General features: G+C 44.7%; 18 protein-coding genes, 2 tRNA genes and 2 rRNA genes. 7 read left to right on the top strand and 15 right to left on the bottom strand.

Features of this window, described 5'->3' with window-relative positions:
• From AO382_RS04500 to AO382_RS04475, 6 genes are all read right to left on the bottom strand, one after another.
• Positions 1 to 2,409: ribosomal RNA gene (locus AO382_RS04500) — 23S ribosomal RNA — on the bottom strand; the annotation flags it as partial.
• A gap of 245 nt (positions 2,410 to 2,654) precedes the next feature.
• A tRNA-Ala gene (locus tag AO382_RS04495) sits at positions 2,655 to 2,730 on the bottom strand.
• A 4-nt stretch (positions 2,731 to 2,734) separates the two neighbouring features.
• Positions 2,735 to 2,811: transfer RNA gene (locus AO382_RS04490), tRNA-Ile, on the bottom strand.
• 61 nt (positions 2,812 to 2,872) lie between these two features.
• Positions 2,873 to 4,401 (bottom strand): 16S ribosomal RNA (locus tag AO382_RS04485).
• A gap of 466 nt (positions 4,402 to 4,867) precedes the next feature.
• Positions 4,868 to 5,677: a CDP-diacylglycerol--serine O-phosphatidyltransferase gene (pssA, locus tag AO382_RS04480; RefSeq protein ID WP_064618541.1), complete on the bottom strand. Its 810-nt coding sequence runs from the start codon at positions 5,675 to 5,677 to the stop codon at positions 4,868 to 4,870.
• 79 nt (positions 5,678 to 5,756) lie between these two features.
• Positions 5,757 to 6,644, bottom strand: coding sequence for a 23S rRNA (adenine(2030)-N(6))-methyltransferase RlmJ (locus AO382_RS04475; protein WP_064618539.1), 888 nt, complete (start codon positions 6,642 to 6,644; stop codon positions 5,757 to 5,759).
• Between the two features lie 155 nt (positions 6,645 to 6,799).
• Between AO382_RS04475 and AO382_RS04470 the strand changes: the two genes are divergently transcribed.
• From AO382_RS04470 to dapE, 3 genes are all read left to right on the top strand, one after another.
• Positions 6,800 to 7,405, top strand: coding sequence for a 2OG-Fe(II) oxygenase (locus tag AO382_RS04470; RefSeq protein WP_064618547.1), 606 nt, complete (start codon positions 6,800 to 6,802; stop codon positions 7,403 to 7,405).
• Positions 7,406 to 7,424: 19 nt separating this feature from the next.
• Complete coding sequence (locus AO382_RS04465) at positions 7,425 to 8,303, top strand: DUF4300 family protein (RefSeq protein WP_064618537.1); 879 nt, start codon at positions 7,425 to 7,427, stop codon at positions 8,301 to 8,303.
• A gap of 83 nt (positions 8,304 to 8,386) precedes the next feature.
• The gene (dapE, locus tag AO382_RS04460; protein WP_064618535.1) at positions 8,387 to 9,568 is read left to right on the top strand and encodes a succinyl-diaminopimelate desuccinylase; all 1,182 of its coding nucleotides are present in this window, start codon (positions 8,387 to 8,389) and stop codon (positions 9,566 to 9,568) included.
• 76 nt (positions 9,569 to 9,644) lie between these two features.
• Here the strand turns inward: dapE and AO382_RS04455 are convergent, their stop codons facing one another.
• Positions 9,645 to 10,640 carry a Fe(3+) ABC transporter substrate-binding protein gene (locus AO382_RS04455; RefSeq protein WP_081261364.1) on the bottom strand — a complete coding sequence of 332 codons (996 nt, stop codon included), beginning with the start codon at positions 10,638 to 10,640 and terminating at the stop codon, positions 9,645 to 9,647.
• A gap of 247 nt (positions 10,641 to 10,887) precedes the next feature.
• On the opposite strand from AO382_RS04455, the gene AO382_RS04450 reads away from it, so the two are divergent.
• Both AO382_RS04450 and AO382_RS04445 read left to right on the top strand, forming a co-directional pair.
• Entirely contained in the window at positions 10,888 to 12,495 is a 1,608-nt protein-coding gene (locus AO382_RS04450) for an ABC transporter permease (protein WP_064618533.1), read from the top strand.
• A 28-nt stretch (positions 12,496 to 12,523) separates the two neighbouring features.
• Positions 12,524 to 13,558 carry an ABC transporter ATP-binding protein gene (locus AO382_RS04445; protein ID WP_064618531.1) on the top strand — a complete coding sequence of 345 codons (1,035 nt, stop codon included), beginning with the start codon at positions 12,524 to 12,526 and terminating at the stop codon, positions 13,556 to 13,558.
• Positions 13,559 to 13,604: 46 nt separating this feature from the next.
• On the opposite strand, the gene iscX is transcribed toward AO382_RS04445, so the two are convergent.
• From iscX to ahpF, 3 genes are all read right to left on the bottom strand, one after another.
• A complete protein-coding gene (gene iscX / locus AO382_RS04440) occupies positions 13,605 to 13,802 on the bottom strand; it encodes a Fe-S cluster assembly protein IscX (RefSeq protein ID WP_049237875.1) in 198 nt (65 codons plus the stop codon).
• 51 nt (positions 13,803 to 13,853) lie between these two features.
• Positions 13,854 to 14,324 carry a DMT family transporter gene (locus AO382_RS04435; protein WP_064609986.1) on the bottom strand — a complete coding sequence of 157 codons (471 nt, stop codon included), beginning with the start codon at positions 14,322 to 14,324 and terminating at the stop codon, positions 13,854 to 13,856.
• A gap of 115 nt (positions 14,325 to 14,439) precedes the next feature.
• Positions 14,440 to 15,996 carry an alkyl hydroperoxide reductase subunit F gene (ahpF, locus tag AO382_RS04430; protein WP_064618529.1) on the bottom strand — a complete coding sequence of 519 codons (1,557 nt, stop codon included), beginning with the start codon at positions 15,994 to 15,996 and terminating at the stop codon, positions 14,440 to 14,442.
• A gap of 235 nt (positions 15,997 to 16,231) precedes the next feature.
• Here ahpF and AO382_RS04425 point away from each other — a divergent pair, with 235 nt between their 5' ends.
• Positions 16,232 to 16,465: a YdcH family protein gene (locus AO382_RS04425; RefSeq protein WP_049237869.1), complete on the top strand. Its 234-nt coding sequence runs from the start codon at positions 16,232 to 16,234 to the stop codon at positions 16,463 to 16,465.
• Positions 16,466 to 16,632: 167 nt separating this feature from the next.
• Here AO382_RS04425 and ahpC read toward each other — a convergent pair whose 3' ends face one another.
• Entirely contained in the window at positions 16,633 to 17,199 is a 567-nt protein-coding gene (gene ahpC, locus AO382_RS04420; protein ID WP_049237867.1) for an alkyl hydroperoxide reductase subunit C, read from the bottom strand.
• A gap of 230 nt (positions 17,200 to 17,429) precedes the next feature.
• Here ahpC and AO382_RS04415 point away from each other — a divergent pair, with 230 nt between their 5' ends.
• Positions 17,430 to 18,335, top strand: coding sequence for a hydrogen peroxide-inducible genes activator (locus AO382_RS04415; RefSeq protein ID WP_064618527.1), 906 nt, complete (start codon positions 17,430 to 17,432; stop codon positions 18,333 to 18,335).
• Between the two features lies 1 nt (position 18,336).
• Here AO382_RS04415 and AO382_RS04410 read toward each other — a convergent pair whose 3' ends face one another.
• The 4 genes from AO382_RS04410 to murG are packed head-to-tail and all read right to left on the bottom strand — an operon-like array spanning position 18,337 to position 22,554.
• A complete protein-coding gene (locus AO382_RS04410; protein WP_227513625.1) occupies positions 18,337 to 19,059 on the bottom strand; it encodes a M48 family metallopeptidase in 723 nt (240 codons plus the stop codon).
• Positions 19,026 to 19,949, bottom strand: a complete 924-nt coding sequence (locus tag AO382_RS04405) for a D-alanine--D-alanine ligase (protein ID WP_064609992.1) — start codon at positions 19,947 to 19,949, stop codon at positions 19,026 to 19,028. Before AO382_RS04405 ends, AO382_RS04410 begins: the two co-directional genes overlap by 34 nt.
• A gap of 38 nt (positions 19,950 to 19,987) precedes the next feature.
• Positions 19,988 to 21,433, bottom strand: coding sequence for a UDP-N-acetylmuramate--L-alanine ligase (murC, locus tag AO382_RS04400; protein WP_064618525.1), 1,446 nt, complete (start codon positions 21,431 to 21,433; stop codon positions 19,988 to 19,990).
• Positions 21,434 to 21,465: 32 nt separating this feature from the next.
• The gene (murG, locus tag AO382_RS04395) at positions 21,466 to 22,554 is read right to left on the bottom strand and encodes an undecaprenyldiphospho-muramoylpentapeptide beta-N-acetylglucosaminyltransferase (RefSeq protein ID WP_064618523.1); all 1,089 of its coding nucleotides are present in this window, start codon (positions 22,552 to 22,554) and stop codon (positions 21,466 to 21,468) included.
• Between the last annotated feature and the right edge of the window lie 93 nt (positions 22,555 to 22,647).

Raw genomic sequence — 22,647 nt, 5'->3', positions numbered from 1 at the left:
ACCTTTTATCCGTTGAGCGATGGCCCTTCCATACAGAACCACCGGATCACTAAGACCTACTTTCGTACCTGCTCGACTTGTGGGTCTCGCAGTTAAGCGCGCTTTTGCCTTTATACTCTTTGAACGATTTCCGACCGTTCTGAGCGCACCTTCGTACTCCTCCGTTACTCTTTAGGAGGAGACCGCCCCAGTCAAACTACCCACCATACATTGTCCTTAGATCTGTTAATCTCAAGTTAGAACCCCAACATAACCAGGGTGGTATTTCAAGGTTGGCTCCACAAATACTGGCGTATCTGCTTCAAAGCCTCCCACCTATCCTACACAAGTTAGGTCAAAGTTCAATGTAAAGCTGTAGTAAAGGTTCACGGGGTCTTTCCGTCTAGCCGCGGGTACACAGCATCTTCACTGCGATTTCGATTTCACTGAGTCTCTGCTGGAGACAGCGCTGCCATCATTATGCCATTCGTGCAGGTCGGAACTTACCCGACAAGGAATTTCGCTACCTTAGGACCGTTATAGTTACGGCCGCCGTTTACTGGGGCTTCGATCAAGAGCTTCGCATACGCTAACCCCATCAATTAACCTTCCAGCACCGGGCAGGCATCACACCCTATACGTCCACTTTCGTGTTTGCAGAGTGCTGTGTTTTTAATAAACAGTTGCAGCAGCCTGGTATCTGCGACTGCCAACAGCTCAAAGAGCAAGTCTTATCACCATCGGCAGCGTACCTTCTCCCGAAGTTACGGTACCATTTTGCCTAGTTCCTTCAGCAGAGTTCTCTCAAGCGCCTTGGTATTCTCTACCTGACCACCTGTGTCGGTTTCGGGTACGATTCATTTATGACTATGCTTAGAAGCTTTTCCTGGAAGCATGGTATTTGCCACTTCGCTGATAAATCAGCTTGCTATCAGATCTCATTAATAACCGAGCGGATTTGCCTACTCAGTCTAACTACATCCTTCCACCTGGACAACCATCGCCAGGCTGGCATAACCTTCTCCGTCCCTCCATCGCATCATAAACAAGTATCGGAATATTAACCGATTTCCCATCGACTACGCCTTTCGGCCTCGCCTTAGGGGTCGACTCACCCAGCCCCGATTAACGTTGGACTGGAACCCTTGGTCTTCCGGCGAACGGGCTTTTCACCCGTTTTGTCGTTACTCACGTCAGCATTCGCTCTTGTGATACCTCCAGCACACCTTACAGTGCACCTTCACAGGCTTACACAACGCTCCCCTACCACTTAATTGAAACAATTAAATCCGCAGCTTCGGCTCCTAGTTTGAGCCCCGTTACATCTTCCGCGCAGGCCGACTCGACTAGTGAGCTATTACGCTTTCTTTAAAGGGTGGCTGCTTCTAAGCCAACCTCCTAGCTGTCTGTGCCTTCCCACATCGTTTCCCACTTAACTAGGAATTTGGGGCCTTAGCTGGCGGTCTGGGTTGTTTCCCTCTTGACGACGGACGTTAGCACCCGCCGTCTGTCTCCCGGATATCACTCATCGGTATTCGGAGTTTGCATCGGTTTGGTAAGTCGGTGTGACCCCCTAGCCGAAACAGTGCTCTACCCCCAATGGTGTTCGTCCGAGGCGCTACCTAAATAGCTTTCGGGGAGAACCAGCTATCACCGAGTTTGATTAGCCTTTCACCCCTATCCACAAGTCATCCCCTGGCTTTTCAACGACAGTGGGTTCGGTCCTCCGGTGCCTGTTACGGCACTTTCAACCTGCTCATGGATAGATCACTCGGTTTCGGGTCTATACCCTGCAACTCATTCGCCCTATTAAGACTCGGTTTCCCTACGGCTCCCCTATTCGGTTAACCTTGCTACAGAATATAAGTCGCTGACCCATTATACAAAAGGTACGCCGTCACGGAACAAGTCCGCTCCGACTGCTTGTATGCACACGGTTTCAGGTTCTATTTCACTCCCCTAACAGGGGTTCTTTTCGCCTTTCCCTCACGGTACTGGTTCACTATCGGTCAGTCAGGAGTATTTAGCCTTGGAGGATGGTCCCCCCATCTTCAGACAGAATTTCTCGTGTTCCGCCCTACTTAATATGTCGCTTAAACAGTTTCGCATACAGGACTATCACCTACTATGGTTGGCTTTCCCACGCCATTTTGCTACTGTAAAATTGATCGGCTCCTCCGTGTTCGCTCGCCGCTACTTACGGAATCTCATTTGATGTCTTTTCCTCGGGGTACTGAGATGTTTCACTTCTCCCGGTTTGCCTTACACAGTAAACTGTGTAATAACCAACTTGTGTTGGTTGGGTTTCCCCATTCAGAAATCGCCGGGTCACAGGATATTGCCACCTCACCGACGCTTATCGCAGGCTATCACGTCTTTCATCGCCTCTGACTGCCAAGGCATCCACCATGTGCACTTCATTACTTGACCATACAACCCCAAGGGGTCTTATGGGTAATGTGTAACGATTCACCTATGTTTACGCTTGATTCAGTTCTCTTTACTTTAGGTGATTGTATTGGGTACAATCACCATGGTTAATTATTACGTTGGATAATAATTAACCCAGACTCATACTATGTTGTTAAATAATGTTATAAACTTCGTCAGTTTATAAAATGAAAGCATAAATAAGAAATCTTATTTAAATTGCTTATGTATGCTTTGATGTTTATTGGTGGAGCCAAGGAGAGTCGAACTCCTGACCTCCTGCGTGCAAGGCAGGCGCTCTACCAACTGAGCTATGGCCCCAAAATGGTGGGTCTAATAAGACTTGAACTTATGACCCCCGCGTTATCAACACGGTGCTCTAACCAACTGAGCTATAGACCCGTTTTAAACATCTTACCAAAGAACAACTTGTTGTGAATTCTTGCCAATCAGATAACTTCGTTAAGGAGGTGATCCAGCCGCAGGTTCCCCTACGGCTACCTTGTTACGACTTCACCCCAGTCATCGACCCCACCGTGGTGATCGCCCTCTTGCGTTAGGCTAACCACTTCTGGTGAGATCAACTCCCATGGTGTGACGGGCGGTGTGTACAAGGCCCGGGAACGTATTCACCGCAGCATTCTGATCTGCGATTACTAGCGATTCCGACTTCATGGAGTCGAGTTGCAGACTCCAATCCGGACTACGATAGGCTTTTTGAGATTGGCATCACATCGCTGTGTAGCAACCCTTTGTACCTACCATTGTAGCACGTGTGTAGCCCTGGTCGTAAGGGCCATGATGACTTGACGTCGTCCCCGCCTTCCTCCAGTTTGTCACTGGCAGTATCCTTAGAGTTCCCGACCGAGTCGCTGGTAACTAAGGAAAAGGGTTGCGCTCGTTGCGGGACTTAACCCAACATCTCACGACACGAGCTGACGACAGCCATGCAGCACCTGTATGTGAATTCCCAAAGGCACTCTCGCATCTCTGCAAGATTCTCACTATGTCAAGACCAGGTAAGGTTCTTCGCGTTGCATCGAATTAAACCACATGCTCCACCGCTTGTGCGGGCCCCCGTCAATTCATTTGAGTTTTAACCTTGCGGCCGTACTCCCCAGGCGGTCTACTTATTGCGTTAACTGCGTCACTAAGTCTTTAAAAGACCCAACGACTGGTAGACATCGTTTACGGCGTGGACTACCAGGGTATCTAATCCTGTTTGCTACCCACGCTTTCGCACCTCAGTGTCAGTATGATGCCAGGGAGCTGCCTTCGCCATCGGTATTCCTCCAGATCTCTACGCATTTCACCGCTACACCTGGAATTCTACTCCCCTCTCACCTACTCTAGTCATCCAGTATCAGATGCAGTTCCCAGGTTAAGCCCGGGGCTTTCACATCTGACTTAAATGACCACCTACGCGCGCTTTACGCCCAGTAATTCCGATTAACGCTTGCACCCTCTGTATTACCGCGGCTGCTGGCACAGAGTTAGCCGGTGCTTATTCTGTGGGTAACGTCAGGGCTTATGGGTATTAACCATAAGCTTTTCCTCCCCACTTAAAGTGCTTTACAACCAAAAGGCCTTCTTCACACACGCGGCATGGCTGGATCAGGCTTTCGCCCATTGTCCAATATTCCCCACTGCTGCCTCCCGTAGGAGTCTGGGCCGTGTCTCAGTCCCAGTGTGGCTGATCATCCTCTCAGACCAGCTACAGATCGTCGCCTTGGTAGGCCTTTACCCCACCAACTAGCTAATCCGACTTAGGCTCATCTAATAGCGAGAGCTTGCGCCCCCTTTCACCCGTAGGTCGTATGCGGTATTAGCTTGAGTTTCCCCAAGTTATCCCCCACTACTAGGCAGATTCCTAAGCATTACTCACCCGTCCGCCACTAAGTATCAGAAGCAAGCTTCCTAACTTCGTTCGACTTGCATGTGTTAAGCCTGCCGCCAGCGTTCAATCTGAGCCATGATCAAACTCTTCAGTTTAATCTTTTATTTGCCAATGAAAAAGACAAGCTTTTTTATTGGACTTTAATTTTGGCTCATTCATCGTGTACATTATGTACTTACTAGCAATAATTGATATTTTTAAAATATCTGCTCATCGTGTAAATGAATTAACTTTGAGTATTTTTGCCTTACTTAAGATAAGTAATTAAGATAAGTAATAAGTATCAATGAATGATAATTTATTTAAGTATCTTGTATTGACAAAAATCCACACAAGTTGTTCTTTAGTTTGGATTTTAAATAGTGTGTTAATCATCGTCTGATTAACTTGAGCTGAACATTATAACATGGAATGTTTTAAAGTCAAGCGGTTTTTTTGTTTGTTTTGCATGATAATTCGATTAATTAAAAAACCATCGTTGCAATCAACGACGGCTATTATACGCTAAATTTTATTGGCGTCAAGCACTTTTTTTAAAAATTTTGAAAATTTTTTGTATTGTTAAAATTTTTTATTTAATGTGGTCACAAAACCTGATAATACATAAGCAATCCCTATCGCCAATAAGCCAACTGGAATATCATACAACACAACACCAAATACCAAAACAGCCAATAACAGCACAACAAATGGAACTTTTTGTTTATCAAATTCTTTAAAAGAATAATACTTTATATTGCTGACCATCAAAATCCCACAGACAATTGTCCAAAGAGCAAAAAACCAAGTTAATGCGGTGGGTATTGCTGTCATAAGACTGGCATATTTAGCTGCAACTAAGACAGAACACGCAATTAATAAAGCTGCCAAGGGGCTTGCCAGCCCAATAAAATATTTTTTATCCACAACATCGATTTGGACATTAAATCTTGCTAAACGAAATGCTGCACAAGCTGCATAAACAAATGCACACGCCATGCCAAATCGACCCAATGGTGCCAAAGCAAAACTGTAGATTAAAATTGCTGGTGCTAAACCAAATGCAATGCAATCTGCCAATGAGTCGTATTGTTCGCCAAAGGGGCTTTGGGCGTTAAACATACGCGCTGCTCGACCGTCCATACCATCCAAGAAAGCAGAAACAAAAATCGCAAGCCCTGCACGCTGATAATCTGCACTGGTGCTTAAAATAATGGAATAAAATCCTGAAAATAATGACAAAGTGGTAATTAAATTTGGAATCAAATAGACTCCTGAAGTCATAATGCGTTTATCACCTGAATGCTCAGGCTCAATCACCTCAAAGGTGATGCCATCATGCTCATGCTCATTTGATGCAGTATGCGTTTCAGGCTTTTGAATTTCTGACATAATTGCCCTTTTTTATTTATTAGACATCCAAAGCTATCTTAACTTGACTTTGTGATTTTACTTGATTTTGTGATAAAAATCATTCTGCAACCAACCACTTAACCACTGCCATCTCACCAAGAGACATTTGAGGGGCGTCTTGAGGCTTTAAGATCGGCGCCAAAAATTCAATGATCTCTTGAGCATGATCGGCAAATTGCCACGGTGGATTGATGACCAATAGACCCGTTCCATTTAGTCCAACAGCGACATCATTAGGATATAAATTTAACTCACAGACCAGTTGTTTTTTGATACCAGTGCGTTTCATTTTTTTATAAAATAAGTCAACTGCCTCAATATTTTTAATGGGATACCATAAAACAAAAGTCCCTGTCGCAAACTTTTTATGGCTGCTAACCAATAAATCTACCAAGCGGCTAAAGTCTTTATGCTCTTGTTCAAATGGCGGATCTAATAAAATGATGCCACGCTTTTCTTTGGGCGGTATAACAGCACGCACGCCCTCAAAGGCATCTCGATGATGAATACCGATCGGCAGCTGATAAAGCTGATAATTAAGCGCATCATATTCATCAGCGATCGCCTCAAAAGCTTCCGCGCGAAGCGGCGCATCCTCGGAGTGATATTCGCCATGATGCGCGATCCACCAAGGCGAGCCAGGGTAAACATGCTGATCATATTTTTGACGGGCAAATGCTAAGTCTGATAAATATCGGCTGACAGCTTTTGGCAGTCCGTCCAAGCCTGCCCTAACAGCTTGCTCAAGCGCGATAACGCCTCGCTGCGCTTCTTGGGTTTTTTGGATTTCGGTGCTTGCCAATGAGTACAAGCCACGACCGCCATAGGCATCAAGCACATAAAATGGCTTGGCTTTGGCGCTAAATTGGCTTAATAACTGCAAAAGTAAAATATGCTTGGCAACATCAGCAAAGTTACCTGCATGATAGGCATGTTTGTAGTTCATAAGTGAAAATTATTAGATGGTTAATTATTTATGGTATCATAAATAGGTATATTGCGCTATGCCTATTTATAAAGGCTTGGTCAGCAATCCTGAGTATGGCAGCGGCTTTTGATACGGCAATAATCATAAAGGTGATGATGGTGGATGCTTTGAGCATGTCAAAAAAAGGGTTTCGTGTTGATTGGTCAGGGCTGATCGATAATCGGTTGGATACTTTTTTGGAAATGGGCGTTTTGGTATTAGATGAGGTATTTGACCACCAAGATGTTTTATTGCTTCAAAAAGAAAGTGGGTTTATTGAATATAAATTAGCAACGCTAGCCCAAGGCGAGAGACGACAAAGCATTCGTGGCGATGATATCCGCTGGATTGATGAAGACTGTCCCATCGGCATGGATTATTTGGGCAGCATCATGTCACTGGCTGAATATTTTAATCAAGCGTTATATGCAGGGATTCGCCGCAGCGAGGCGCATTATGCTTGCTATCCTGCAGGTTTTGGCTATCAGTGGCATGTCGACAATCCTAAAGGTCGCGATGAGCGCGTTATTTCAGCGGTATTTTATTTAAATGACGACTGGTCTGACACTGATGGCGGAGAGATTTTGGTTATTGACAAGATGGGCAAACAGCAAACACTACAGCCCAAAGCCAACCGCTTGGTAATCTTTGACAGCAACCTTAGACATCAAGTCAATATCACTCATCGCTACCGCTTTTCGATTGCCACATGGATGAGAAAAGACGATCAGATTTTATGAATTATCATTGAGAATATATATGAAAAACACACCGTTTGTACTGATGACAATTTGCGCTCTCATGGTCGCGTGCGCGCCTACCAAACCGCCTGCCAAACCTAGTGAGCCGACTGACCAAAACCCAAAAGTCAGCACACCCACCCAAGACAAGATGCTTATCTCAAATATTGCCGATGACGCCAGCGAAGCACAGGTGAGATCAGTGCTTGGTCAGCATTTATCGCACGATCAGGTAGATTTGGTCATGTCTTGGATCAAAGATTATAATCAAACCATCCAAAAGGTCAGCCTAACAGACGGATTTAGTGCCAAACAGCCTGATTATGATACACTAGCTATGGATACTCTGTGGGCGGACGCCAAAGGTGACTTTATTGGTACAAATTGCCGAATTAATACTTTTGCCTTACTAAAAGACACCATCCATATCTCAGAAGACCCCACAAAATCAGACGCGCAAATGCTTTTTCCTGATCATGATGCGATTGAAGTGGGCGGCTTGATTGATGATACAGACTTGCCAAAATACAACCGTTTATATGGACGCGTCAAAACTCAAGCCACCAAAGATGCCAAAATCCATGCCGAGCACATGAAATCGCATTTTAAAGGCATTAAATTTGACGATCAAGCAACCATGCTATCGGTAGTTTTTCATGATGATCAAGATGGCGAGTATCTGTTTATCGGTCATGTCGGCGTGCTTGTTCCTGCTGACGATGGCTATTTATTTATTGAAAAATTATCTTTCCAAGACCCATATCAAGCCATTAAATTTACCTCAAAACAGGATGCTTATACTTATCTACTGACCAAATACGCTACACATTATAATCAGCCGACGGCACAGCCATTTGTGATGGAAAATGATACACTCGTAAAATGGGTGGAAGAATAATCCGATTTTTTCTTAAATTAAAATTTTAACAACATATTATTTAACAAAATATTACTCATCAATTCATTATTTTGGAGACATCCATGCACACTCCGACACTTGCGCTATCTATTGATTTAATTCGCGAACCTTCCATCACACCTGATGATAAAAATTGTCAAAATATCCTTGCTAAACGCCTATCTGAGATTGGCTTTGAGTGTGAGTTTATGCATTTTGGCGATGCGCATGACACTGGCAAAAATGCCCAAATCAAAAATCTTTGGGCAATCAAACATGGTAAAGATCCAAAAGCACCAGTGCTATGTTTTGCGGGGCATACCGACGTTGTACCCACAGGAGATGAGTCTCGCTGGAGATTCCCCCCTTTTTCTGCTACCATTCACGAAGGTAGGCTTTATGGGCGCGGCGCATCGGATATGAAAACGGGCGTGGCAAGTTTTGTTGTCGCTGCCGAAAACTTTATCAATCGCTATTCTGATCATTTAGGCAGCATCGCCCTGCTCATCACCGCTGATGAAGAAGGTCCTGCCATCAATGGTACTATCAAAGTCGCCGAAACCTTAAAAGCGCGTGGGCAAAAAATGGATTTTTGTTTGGTCGGTGAGCCATCAAGTACGCAGTCGTTGGGCGATGTCATCAAAAATGGTCGGCGTGGCTCTTTAAATGCCAAACTGACCGTCACAGGCAAGCAGGGTCATATCGCCTATCCATATCTGGCGGTCAATCCCATTCACGCGGTGTCAGCTGCACTTAGCGAGCTGATTGTGACGCATTGGGATGACGGCAATGACTATTTTCCCAAAACCTCTCTGCAAATCTCCAACATTCACTCTGGCACAGGCGCAACCAATGTCATCGGCGGTACTTGTGAAGTGCTGTTTAATTTTCGATATTGCACCGAAAATACTGCCGAGAGCCTTATGGCAAAAACTCATGCCATTTTTGATCGGCATTTTCAAGATAGCAAAGCAACTTATGAGATCGAATGGACACTTTCAGGCGTGCCTTTTTTGACCGAAAAAGGAGAGTTTGTCTCGGCGTGCGTCAATGCCATCAAAACTGTCACTGGCACCGACGCTAAGCTATCGACTTCGGGCGGTACTTCAGATGGTCGGTTTATTGCACCGATCATGGGCGCGCAGGTGGTTGAATTAGGCGTACTCAATGCCACCATTCATCAAGTGGATGAACACGTTGATATTGATGACCTAGAAAAGCTCACACAAATTTATGAAGAAATTTTAGTCAGTTTAATCAAATAACCTAAAAATTTATCGCCCAATTAAAAAGCACTTTGATTTGACCAAAGTGCTTCTTAATTATCTAAACATGAACAGATTATTTATAACCGGCGCGCTTCATCAGCATGATGGCTTTTTGTTGGTTTTGACCCGCTACTGAGACATTGATGAAATCTTGTTTAAATTTGCCCCAGCGAGCTACAGCGGGCGTTGGCGCTACCCGTATATTGGCTGGATATTCAAAGTTACGGTCAGCATACAAACGCTGTGCTTCGTTGCTAGATAGCCATTCGATGAATTTTTGGGCTTCGGCAGGATTGTCTGAATGTTTTACCACGCCTGCACCTGAAACATTGACATGCGTGCCTTTGCCTGCTTGGTTGGCAAAAAATACTTTAACATTATTGGCAACCTGAGGTTTGGAATTTAGCAAGCGTCCATAATAATAAGTATTGGCAATGCCCACATCACAGCGACCTGCGTTAATGGCTTCTAATAATGCTGTGTCATTTGCAAATGGTGCGGTTGCCAAATTTGCTACCCAGCCTTTGACCACTCTGTCGGTAGCAGCTTGTCCATGGTTTGCAATCATCGTTGCTACCAAAGACTGGTTGTACACATTATTAGAGGTACGCAAGCACAATCTGCCTTTCCATTTTGGGTCTGCCAAATCGGCATAAGTTGAAAGTTCGCTTGGATTGACCTTATTTGGGTTATAAAAAATGGTACGAGCCCGTACTGATAACCCAAACCAGTGATTTTTTGGGTCACGCAAATGTGATGGAATGTTGCTTTTTAATACAGATGAGTTGATGGGGCGTAAGACACCAGCTTGTGTCGCCTGCCAAAGATTGCCACCATCAACTGTGATAAGCACATCAGCTTGGGTATTTTTGCCCTCAGCTTTTAGCCTTTCCATCAAAGGACCGGCTTTATCGCTCACAACGGTCACCTGTGTGCCAGTTTTCTTTTGATACGCTTCTGCGATCGGCTTTAGTAGTTCATCGGCGCGCGCTGAATAGACAACGATTTCATTAGCAAATGCTGGGGCGGTAATTGCCATCGCCAATGCGGTAATAACCAGTTTTTTCATCATAGATCCTTTTATAAGCAATGTTATGAAACAATAAATTAACACCAATCATGCTACTTAATCTGTCTTAAAACCACCGTGATTTATACAGAAAAAAAAGTGCATCAATGTGACAGTTTGGTTAATAAACCTGTCAAATTTTATGCTATTATACTATAATAATTTCTAAATAGAAACAAGAAAAATTATCATTATCTATCATTTTTTGATAAAATATGATACCACCTTTTGATTTATCATAACTTTAATGCTCATGAATTCATCTTCCATTTTATCGCGCTTGTGGCTTGGTCTGTGTGCCTTGTTGGTTTTGGTGCCATTATCCGTCATTGTCTTTGCACTTAACAGTTTTGATGCTGAAATTTGGCACTTTTTGCTGGATTATGAGTTGCCACTGCTGCTTAAAAATACCGCATTACTGGTACTGGGGGTGGGCATTGGGGTAACAGTACTTGGCACAACAACCGCTTGGCTGACTGCCATGACCGATTTTCCGTTGAAACGCTTTTTTGGTTGGGCGATGATGTTGCCACTTGCCATGCCCGCTTATGTGCTTGCTTTTGTGCAGTTGGGTATTTTTGACTATACAGGTACCATTAGTACTTATTTAAGACAAGCGTGGGGCTTTGAAAATGGTCTGCCAGATATTAGAAATGGCTTTGGCTTAACGGTGGTCATGAGCCTAACTTTATATCCTTATGTTTATTTGTTGGCAAAAAATGCCTTTGGCAGCATGGGCAACCGAGCTCTTGAAGCGGGGGCATCATTGGGGCTGTCATCCGTGCAGTCATTTTTGAAGCTGGCATTGCCCATGGCAAGACCTTGGATTGCTGGCGGCAGCATATTAGCCTTGATGGAAGTATTGGCGGACTTTGGTGCGGTCAGCGTCTTTGGCTATGACACTTTTACAACGGCAATTTATCAAGCATGGTTTGGGTTTTATTCGCTTGATACCGCCAAACAGTTGGCAAGTTTATTAATTGGTCTTGTGTTTGTTTTTTTGCTGCTTGAACAGCTAAGCCGTGGTCGTCGCCGTTTTGAGACCACAGGTCGTGCCAGTCATCACCGAAATATTGTCTTAACTGGTCATAAAAAATGGTTCGCCACTTTGTACTGTGGGCTGATTTTATGTTTGTCTTTTGTCATTCCAATCATTCAGCTGACCGCATGGGCGATGTCAAGTTGGCAACAAATTGTGCTTGGTGAATTACTGATGCAAATTTGGCACTCTGTCAGCATCAGCCTAATGAGTGCTGTGGCGGTCGCTGTGGTTGCATTATTTATCGCCATTGCAGCTCGCTTGGATAAAAGTCGCTATGCTTTGATTGCCACCAAAATATCCACACTGGGCTATGCCATCCCAGGTACGGTATTGGCTGTTGGTGTCTTTGTGCCTGTTGCATGGCTTGATAATTGGCTCATTACCAACATATCTGCATTTTCAGATACCGATGCGATCTTTAAGGGGACGATCTTTGCCATGCTCATTGCGCTATTGATTCGTTTTTTGGCGCTCGGCGTACAGTCGGTCGATGCAGGCATGAAACGCATTCGCACGACGCACATCGAAGCGGCTGCCTCTTTGGGGTTGACGCCTTTTGGCACAGTGCGGCGCGTTTATTTGCCGCTGATCAAAAGTGCGCTGGGCGTGACCATGCTGATGGTCTTTGTAGATACCATGAAAGAGATGCCGATCACATTGATGATGCGTCCTTTTAATTGGGATACGCTGTCGGTGCGGATTTTTTCTTTCACCAGTGAAGGCTTGTATGACAAAGCCTCTTTACCAGCACTGGCGATCATTTTGGCTGGACTGATTCCTGTCATATTATTTGCTAAGATGGACCAAAAGTAGCCTTTATTTTCCTATCATCGAGACACTCATGCTAAGTATTAAAAACCTCTCCATCAGTTTTGATCAAAGACCCATTTTGACCGATATCAGCTTTGATCTACAATCAGGACAAATCGCTTGCCTGCTGGGCGCATCTGGCTGCGGTAAAACGACGCTGCTACGCTGTATTGCAGGGTTTGAGACGCCTGACAGTGGCAGCATCCGCATTCAAGATCAAACGCTGTATGACAGCCAAATTCATATCCCTGCGCATGAGCGACAAATCGGCATGGTATTTCAAGACTATGCCCTATTTCCGCATCTGACTGTGAAAGATAATATCGCCTTTGGGCTTTCTAAAATGGATAAAACCGCCAAGTCTAAGCGCGTGGAAGAAATGCTTGAGCTGATTGGTATGAGCGAATATGCCAACTACTACCCTCATGAATTGTCTGGCGGTCAGCAGCAGCGTGTGGCGCTGGTGCGTGCGCTTGCACCGCGTCCGAGTTTGATTTTACTTGATGAACCATTTTCAAATCTAGATGTTGAGCTAAGAACCAGTCTGTCCAAAGAAGTACACCGCCTGCTCACCTCCCAAAATGTCTCTGCCATCTTGGTGACACATGATCAAGCTGAAGCCTTTGCGATGGCAGATGTGGTTGGGCTGATTACCCAAGGCAAAGTGCAGCAATGGGATACACCAAATGCTCTATATCAGCGCCCTGCCAATGAATCAGTGGCGCGCTTTATCGGCGAAGGTGTGATTATTGACGTGCTAACTATGACAGATGATGGATTTGATAGCCCAATCGGCTTCATTCCTATTCCGCTGTCCGCTCACCCCACCAAAGCCTTGATCCGCCCTCATGATGTGAAGCCTAGCCAAGACGCCAACGCCATCGCTGTCACAGTCATTGATAAAGACTTTCGCGGCGGCTATTGGCTATACACCCTGCGCTCTGCCCAAGGTCAGACGTTACTGATGCAAACCTCAATGGCTGTCAATCACAGCAGCCATGAGATTGGCGATCATATTGGCGTGGTGATACGCCGAGCGTCTGGCATCACTGCAAGCGATTCATGACTGATTAAGCGTAATAAAAAACCCAAGCAAGTACTTGGGTTTATTTTTATAGCTCATCAAGCCACGCCATCTGAATGGCTTCTAAAATTCGCTCATTAGACTTGTTGGGATCATCATCAAAGTCTTCAAGCTCACACACATAGCGGTGCAAATCGGTGAAACGGATATATTGCACATCCTCATCAGGATATTTTTCAGCCAATGCAATGGCGATATCTAAAGTGTCTTGCCAAGTCAACTTCATGATTTTCTCCCATATTTTTTATATTGTATCACACTCGCTGATACGCGCCAATTATTTCATCATACTACTTAATTTATCACCAAACATAAAAATCAGCAAACCTAAAAGCATCACCAAAATGCCGATATATTTTTGCCAAGATAAGGGGCGAGTGGGCATTTGGATCAGCCCATAAGCATCAATCGCCATACCCGCTGACAGCTGACCTAGTATAATCAAGAACACCATATTGACCAAGCCGATCTTAGGTGCAAGCAGGACGGTAGAAAAAACAAATGCTGCACCAATCAAGCCGCCCAGCCAGCGCCACCAAGGCTGCTCCGGCAGACCAGCCCAAGCAAGTGTTAAATTGCTTTGGCTGATCATGATCACGCCCAAAAATATCGTCCCAATCAAAAACGAGATAAATGCTGCAATGACAGGCTGATCGCCTAGACCAGCTGCCAATCGTGAATTGATGGCTGCCTGTATGGCTGCACCTGCGCCCACAAAAAACGCCAAAAGCCAATAAAAATATTGCATGATCGCCTCCTGATATCATGCCACCATCATACACCATCGGGCGGCAGTGACCAAGCCTGTGACATAAAAATTACGCGCTATTTTTGTAGCGTGTAATTTGGGGTAATTACCATTATTAACCGTTCATCATCAAATATTCAAAGGCTGATAAGCCCGCCTTAGAACCTTCGCCCATTGCGATATTGATTTGCTTATATGGCACTGTTGTCACATCACCACAAGCAAAAATACCAACCTTACTTGTGCGACATTTGGCATCAATTTCAATCTCACCTTGTGGCGTCATTGTTACCAAGCCTTTGGCAACCTCTGAATTTGGCACCAAGCCAATTTGGACAAAAACAGCAGACAATGGTAATGTTTGGCTATTGCCACTGGTACGATCTTGATAAACCAAAGCATTGACTTTATTACCATCGGTGGTGATCTCGGTTGTTGCTGCTGATTTTATGATTGTGATATTCTCTCGTGCTTCAGCTTTGTCAATTAACACTTGATCGGCACGCAATGAGTCACCAAACTCCAAGACAGTCACATGATTGACAATCCCCGCCAAATCCAACGCCGCCTCAACACCTGAGTTACCACCGCCAATCACCGCAACATCTTTACCTTTAAAAAATGGACCGTCGCAGTGTGGGCAATAGGCGACACCATTGCCAATATTTTCATCCTCACCCTTAACACCAAGCTTACGCCATTTGGCTCCCGTCGCCAAAATCAAAGTGCGAGAAGTCCAAGTTGCGCCAGTGCTTAGGGTGACTTGATAACCACCTTCAACTTCTTCCAACTTAGTTACGCTGACATGCTCTTTGACGGTAATATTGTACTCTTTGATGTGTGTTGCCAAATTTGCAGCCAATGTATTGCCATTGGTCAAAGGAATAGAAATTAAGTTTTCGATATCTTGCGTATCTTTAACCTGACCACCGATGCGATCCGCCACGATCGCAACACGCAAGCCCTTACGAGCGGTATAAATCGCTGCCGCTGCACCCGCTGGTCCACCGCCAATGACAGTGACATCTTGGGTCTCAAGCTGCGGCTCATCACCTGCCGACAACAGATCTGGGTACTGCTCTTGCAGCTTTTCGATGATCTTGGCGGTATCCACTTTACCATTAGCAAATGGCTTACCGTTTAAAAAGACTGCTGGCACGCCTTGGATTTTTTTCTCAGCTACCAATTCAGGAAACACGCCACCATCAATCATTTCATTTTCGATATGATCGTTCAAAATCGCAAACTGATTGAGCGCTTGAATCACATCTGGACAGTTATGACATGACAATGAAACAAAAGTCTGGAATTTAAGCGGCTCTTGAATACGCTTAACCAGCTGCTGAATATCTTCATCCAGCTTCAATGTATGCCCGCCTGCCTGCAAGATGGCCAAAATCAATGAAGTAAATTCGTGTCCCCCTGGAATACCGCTAAACACAATACCTGTTTCGCGATTTTCTGTGGTGATTTTAAAGCTCATTGGTGATAAGTCACTGTCCACCGCCGAAGCGTCAAATTGGATTTTGTCAGTTGTGCCTGCAATTTTACTCAAAAAATCGACCAATTCGGCACGCTTATCATGTTCGCCCGCGCCGATCACTAGCTGAATTGGGCGCGTCATATTGGCGCTGTATGATTTGACGGCATCTAATAAACCTTGATCTAACATATTTCCCCCTAACGTGTTATGAAATTATCACTGTTTGAACAACTCATATCCTTATTATAACTCATTGAATCGCATTCAAAAAATTAGGAATTTCAAACATTGTCATTACTAACATTAAATCATCAAAATGCACTGTATTTAACTTGATAATCAGTGTCAATCTTGATAATATAATCTTAAGATTACAACTTGGCACTGATACTAAAATCGGTCCACGCATCTCAAGGAGAACACCATGCTACCAGAATATCGTGAACTTATGACCAAACTAAAAGCCGAAGGTGATAAGCACTTTTTGAAGCTGTTTGATGAGCACAATGATCTAGATACGCAAATTGATAATCTTGAAAAAGATCCTGTTGCTTCAGCCAGCCGTGTTGGCGAAATTGATGAAATGAAGCACAAAAAACTTCATCTAAAAGACGAACTAAAAGCCTACTTAGACAAAGTATCAGCTGAGCGTGGTTAATCAATCACCCTAAAGCCTTAAATCTCAAAAAATCAGTCATTCATTGGCTGATTTTTTATTGATATATTTTTAAAATTGCAAAATCGAATGAATAAAAATCCCCAAAGCTCATTACCTTGGGGATTATTTATCTGATAATATTGAGTCACTCAATATGCCAGCAGATCTTAGATTTTACCAACTAGGTCTAGGCTTGGCTTCAGTGTCTCTTGACCAGCTTCCCAAGCTGCTGGGCAAACTTCACCATCGTTGTCACGTACATATTGAGCTGCTTTAACTTTACGAACCATATCTTTGGCGCTGCGACCAATACCTAGGTCATGGATTTCAGCAACTTTGATCACGCCATCTGGATCTACCAAGAAAGTACCGCGTAGTGCTGCGTTGTCTTCTTCGATCATCACATTGAAGCCGCGAGTGATCTTACCAGTGCCATCACCAAGCATTGGATATTGTACTTTGCTGATCGCAGGTGAAGCGTCATGCCATGCTTTATGTACAAAATGCGTATCAGTTGATACAGCGTACACTTCAACACCTAAGCCTTTTAGCTCATCGTAATGTGCTGCCATGTCTTCAAGCTCAGTTGGGCAAACGAATGTAAAGTCATGTGGATAAAACATGAAAATTGCCCAATTGCCTTTCACATCGTCAGACGTGATGGTTTTAAACTCACCATTAACATATGCTTGGGTTGAAAATTCTGGAATGGTTTGGTTAATAATTGCTGCCATAATATTCACCTTTCTTTGGTTGATTTATTGGATTATACACCATAACTGCAAGCAAAAATTGCGATCCTATCGCGTCTGCGTTGCTGTTGCTGTAGTGTCTTAATTATAATACAACAAAATCATCCATTTTCTACAGTTAAAACTTCCAAAGATATTGTTTTATTTTATCAAACTTAGGTACAATAGGACTGTCATTAAGTGATGATAAAATTACGTTTTTAAGGACTGACATGATCACACTACGCCAATTAGAATTTGCGCTTGCAGTTGCCAAACATCGTCATTTTAAGCGCGCGGCTGAAGAATGTAACATTTCCCAATCAGCCTTAAGTTTGGGTATCGCCGAACTAGAAAAACAGCTTGATACACAGATTTTTGAGCGAAATAACAAGCAAGTACTCATCACCCCAATTGGCGAAGAATTACTAGAGCGAGCCCAAAGAATTTCTAGTGAGATCAATGACTTAATGACACGCGCGCACAGTCACCAAGTCCCACTTGCCTATCCGATGACCATCGGCATCATTCCGACGATCGCCCCTTATTTATTACCAAAAGTCCTGCCATCTCTTAAGCAGCTACATCCACATTTTGAGCTGTCAGTGGTCGAAAAACAGACCGAGCGGCTCATCGATCAGGTGCGCTATGGTCATATTGATACAGCGATCATTGCCCTGCCTTATCCGCTTGATGGCTTGCATGCGTTTGAGTTTTGGGCGGAAGATTTTTTTGCAATTTTACCTGAAGATGACGAACACATCCACAGTGGCAAAATTAACAGCGACGATTTATCCAAGACCAATTTATTACTGCTGGGTGAAGGTCACTGCTTGACCGATCAAGTGCTGTCTGTCTGTGCGCTGAGTAAAAGCGAGATCCAGTCAAGCTTTTCTGATGCCAGTTTAAACACATTGATTCAAATGAGCTTGGCAGGCATGGGGACAACCTTGGTACCCAAGATGGCGCTAGAGCAGATCAAAGACACCAAAGCAGTCCATGCCGTCCCTTTGGCTGAGCCAGGTCCTCATCGCCGATTGGCTTTCATTACTCGCCTCAATTATGCGCGCGTCAATGATGTGCGCCTACTGAGCGAAATTTTTGGTCAAGCGCTTGCGACGGCAGAAAACGAAGCATAATTCATCGTTTGGATTTTTTTAATAAGCCATGCCAATATTGATAATCTGACATGGCATTTTCGACACTTCTCCAAAAATCGGCGCTGTGATTGGCGTGATGCAGATGACACAGCTCGTGAACAAGCACATACTCCAAACATCCTAAAGGATAAGACGCAAGATGGGTGTTTAAAGTGATTTTTGCAGATATAGTATTGCAGCTCCCCCAACGACTGGACATCTTTCTTAGGCGGATGGCGGAGGCTTGTTTGCCCACTTTGGGCTGCCATTTGGCGAGCAAACTGGGCATGCGTCGGCGGATTTCATCTTGATAAATCCATGTGATCAGCGCCTGTTTGGATAATTGTTTTAGGCGCTCGAAGGTATGAGTAGGCAAATCTTTATGATGAATTGTTAGCCATTCTGCCACATCCAAGTACTCGCCCCAAAGTGTCTCATAGGGCGCCTGTTCCATCATCAATGCGCGATGGCAGCGTATCGCCCAATCTATCTTAGCGCGAATGGCGTCTGTCAGTATTTGATCGCAAACATGCTTGGGCGCACTGACCTTCAGTGCCGCTTGAGTCATGCGAAAGTTAATATGTTTCACTTGCTTTTTTTGGACAGACAACACAATACCATGGCTAGCAAATTCGTCAATCAGCTTAGCCATGGCATCGGATTTCTGATGAGATGTGGCAGAACGGTCAGCTATGCCAAAGTTTCGCTGAGAATTTGTAGGCATAATTCATCAAATGCCATGCCGCGAGCACGCGCTGCCATCGGTACAAGGCTATGATCGGTCATGCCTGGGACAGTATTTAGCTCCAACAAATACAGCTTGCCTTCTGTATCTTTTAAGAAATCCACACGCGCCCAACCCTCGCCGCCAATGGCTGAAAACGCATCTTTGGCAATTTGATGCATCTGCTTTTCTTGCTGCTCAGTCAAATCTGATGGACATTGATAGATGGTATCATCACGCAAGTATTTGGCTTCATAATCATAAAACTTGCCTTTAGGGATAATGCGAATGCTAGGCAAAGCCTCACCGCCAAGCAGCGCACAGGCATATTCGCCGCCAGTCAAAGCCTTCTCCGCCAAAATGGCGCCGTGATATTGCTTAAGCTCAGGATACGCCTTGGCAAGCTCGCCTGGATGTTCGATCATCATGACGCCCACGCTTGACCCTTCTGCGGCAGGCTTGACAAATAATGGCAATCCCAGCTTTTGTTCCACAGCATCAAAATCGGTCTCATCATCCAAAACCACATAAGGAACATTTGGCAAATCAAGCGCCTGCCAAATCAGACGACAGCGAAATTTATCCATGGCGATGGCAGAAGCAAGCACACCACAACCTGTGTAAGGAATATTAAAACCGTCAAGCACGCCCTGAAGACTGCCATCTTCGCCAAATGTGCCATGCAGCACATTAAATACCCGATCATATTGGCGCAGTGCCATGATATCAGTCTGCTTAGGATCGAAATGATGCGCATCAATACCTTTTGATAGGAGCGCTTGTAGTACTGCTTTACCACTATTGAGTGATACTTCACGCTCTGTACTTGTTCCGCCACAAACCACGGCAACTTTGCCAAAGCGATTTTGATCAATAGTTTGGGTGCTCATGTATTTTCTCTTTATTAATAATTCAATCAATTTGGGTCTTAAACTGTATTATTCAAATACAGCTGGTTATCACGTAGATCCAAGCAAATTTGTCCCACATTGCCCGCACCTTGGGTGATGAGCACATCTCCCGCCTGCAAGATCCGCTGCATAACAGGTGCCAAATTACCTTTATCAACCAAGGTGGGCTCTACTTCACCGCGAAGTCGAATACTGCGCGCCAGTGATTTGGTATCAGCGCCAACAATTGGCGCCTCGCCAGCAGCATAGACATCCAATAATAACAGTTCATCAACACCCGACAACACTTCCACAAACTCATCAAAACAATCGCGCGTTCGGCTATAGCGATGTGGCTGAAACATCAGCACCAAACGGCGCTCAGGATAGCTTTGACGGGCGGCTTTGATCGTTGCGGCTACCTCTGTCGGATGATGCCCATAATCATCAATCAAAAGCACATCACCATCATCAATCTGTACCGTTGCTTGATGTTCAAATCGACGACCTACCCCGGCAAATTTTGACAAAGCCTGCACAATGGCTTCATCATCCACACCTTCATCAGTTGCCAATGTGATTGCCGCCAAAGCATTATAAACATTATGCTCACCAGGGACATTAAGTGTCAGGCGTAAGGGCTCGTGATCTTTTCTTAAAACCGTAAAATGTGTCTTGGTGCCATCAGCGACCAAGTCGATCGCCTGCACATCATTATGTCCTTTTAAGCCGAAAGTCAGCACAGGGCGGGCAATTTCATCAATCATGCCGTACAGCTCTTTGTCATCGCCACAAACGACCGCCAAACCATAAAAAGGCATATTATGTAAAAACTGTATATAAGCTTGCTTTAATTTATCAAAGCTGCCTTCATAGGTATCCATGTGATCTTCATCAATATTTGTCACAATCGCTGCCATCGGGCGCAATGATAAAAAAGATGCATCGGATTCATCAGCTTCTGCTACCAGATAACGACTCTTACCTAAAGACGCGTTCGTTCCTGATGCATTCAATTTGCCGCCTATCACATAGGTTGGATCAAAGCCAGCTTCAGTGAGCATCATGGTCAGCATACTGGTTGTAGTGGTCTTGCCATGCGCGCCTGCTACAGCGATACTATGACGATAGCGCATGAGCTCGCCTAACATGTCTGCGCGTCGAACGACAGGTAAGCGGGCTTGTAAGGCTGCTTGAACCTCAGGATTTTTTTTATCAATGGCTGATGAGACCACTACCACATCTGCCATTTTGATATTACTGGCATCGTGACCGATATACACCGTCACATCCAAGTTTTCTAGGCGCTCAGTGACTGCGTTTGCCTTAATGTCTGAGCCAGTCACTGCATAGCCTTGGTTGGCTAATACCTCAGCAATACCACACATACCAGCGCCGCCAATACCAACAAAATGAATATTTTGAATTCGTCGCATTTCTGGAATTTCTATTAAGCGTTTTGGGAGCGTTGTTTTGGTTGGCATTTAAAAATTATCCTCAAAAAGGTAGTAAAAAATTAATTAACTGACCGCTCAATCACATCAGCCACGATGACATCAACTCGATCTTTTGCTTGACTGCGTGCGATGCTAGCCATGTGCTGACAGTGTTTGCGATCCAGCTCATCAAGTGTTATGGCGAGTAATTGACCAGTCAATGCAGACTGGGGCATCAAGATTGCGGCGCCAGCATCCACCAAAACGCGGGCATTGGCAGTCTGATGGTCATCCACAGCGTGCGGCAGCGGCACTAAAATCGCAGCAACGCCAGCATTTTGAATCTCCGTCACCGTCAAAGCGCCAGCACGGCAAACAATCACATCCGCCCAAGCATAAGCCGCTGCCATATCCTCGATAAATGGCTTGAGCTCTATGACATGTTTGGTATTATCAATGCCTGCTTGAGAGTACGCCACCAGCATCTGATTATGGTTATCTTTACCACATTGGTGCTGCAGCGACAGCGGACGATTGACAAGTTTTAGCATTTCAACGACTGCTTGATTGATTGCCATCGCGCCCAATGATCCACCCACCACCAACACTTTAAGTGGTGAATCGTCATTCAAATAACGCTCTTGTGGTGGCGCAATATTGGCGATAGATTGGCGTACTGGATTGCCCACAGTCAATACTTTTTTGCTGTCGCCATCAAACGCGCCATCAAAGGCTTGCAGTACTTTATCGGCATGACGTGCTAGATTTTTATTACTCATGCCTGCAATGGCGTTTTGTTCATGAATGATGAGTGGGATTTTGCACAGCTTAGCTGCCAAACCGCCTGGCGCGGTAACATAGCCACCAAATCCAACCACAGCATCTATTTGATGCGTTTGGATAATATTGCGTGCTGCCATGACAGATTTTAACAGCATGAAGGGCAGCTTTAGCATACGCATCAATCCCTTACCGCGCAGCCCTTGCATGTCAATGTGGTGCATGGTATGACCGTGTTTGGCAACAAGCTCATTTTCCATGCCCTTTGGTGTGCCAAGCCAATGAATGACAGCCCCACGCTGCAAAAGCTCGTCTGCCACCGCCAAGGCAGGAAACACATGCCCGCCAGTACCAGCCGCCATCATCAGCACATTTAATTTTTTTGACATAAAATTATCCAATCAATCACCCACAGCGATAAAGGCAGTTATTTTGGATGACTTTTTACACGAACTCAAGTAGTTTTTTGCGACATTTTGTCA

This window comes from Moraxella catarrhalis (genome assembly GCF_001656295.1).
Taxonomy (GTDB): Bacteria; Pseudomonadota; Gammaproteobacteria; order Pseudomonadales; family Moraxellaceae; genus Moraxella; species Moraxella veridica.
Note: the sequence above shows the minus strand (reverse complement) of the source record. Positions and strands in the feature narration are given on the sequence as shown.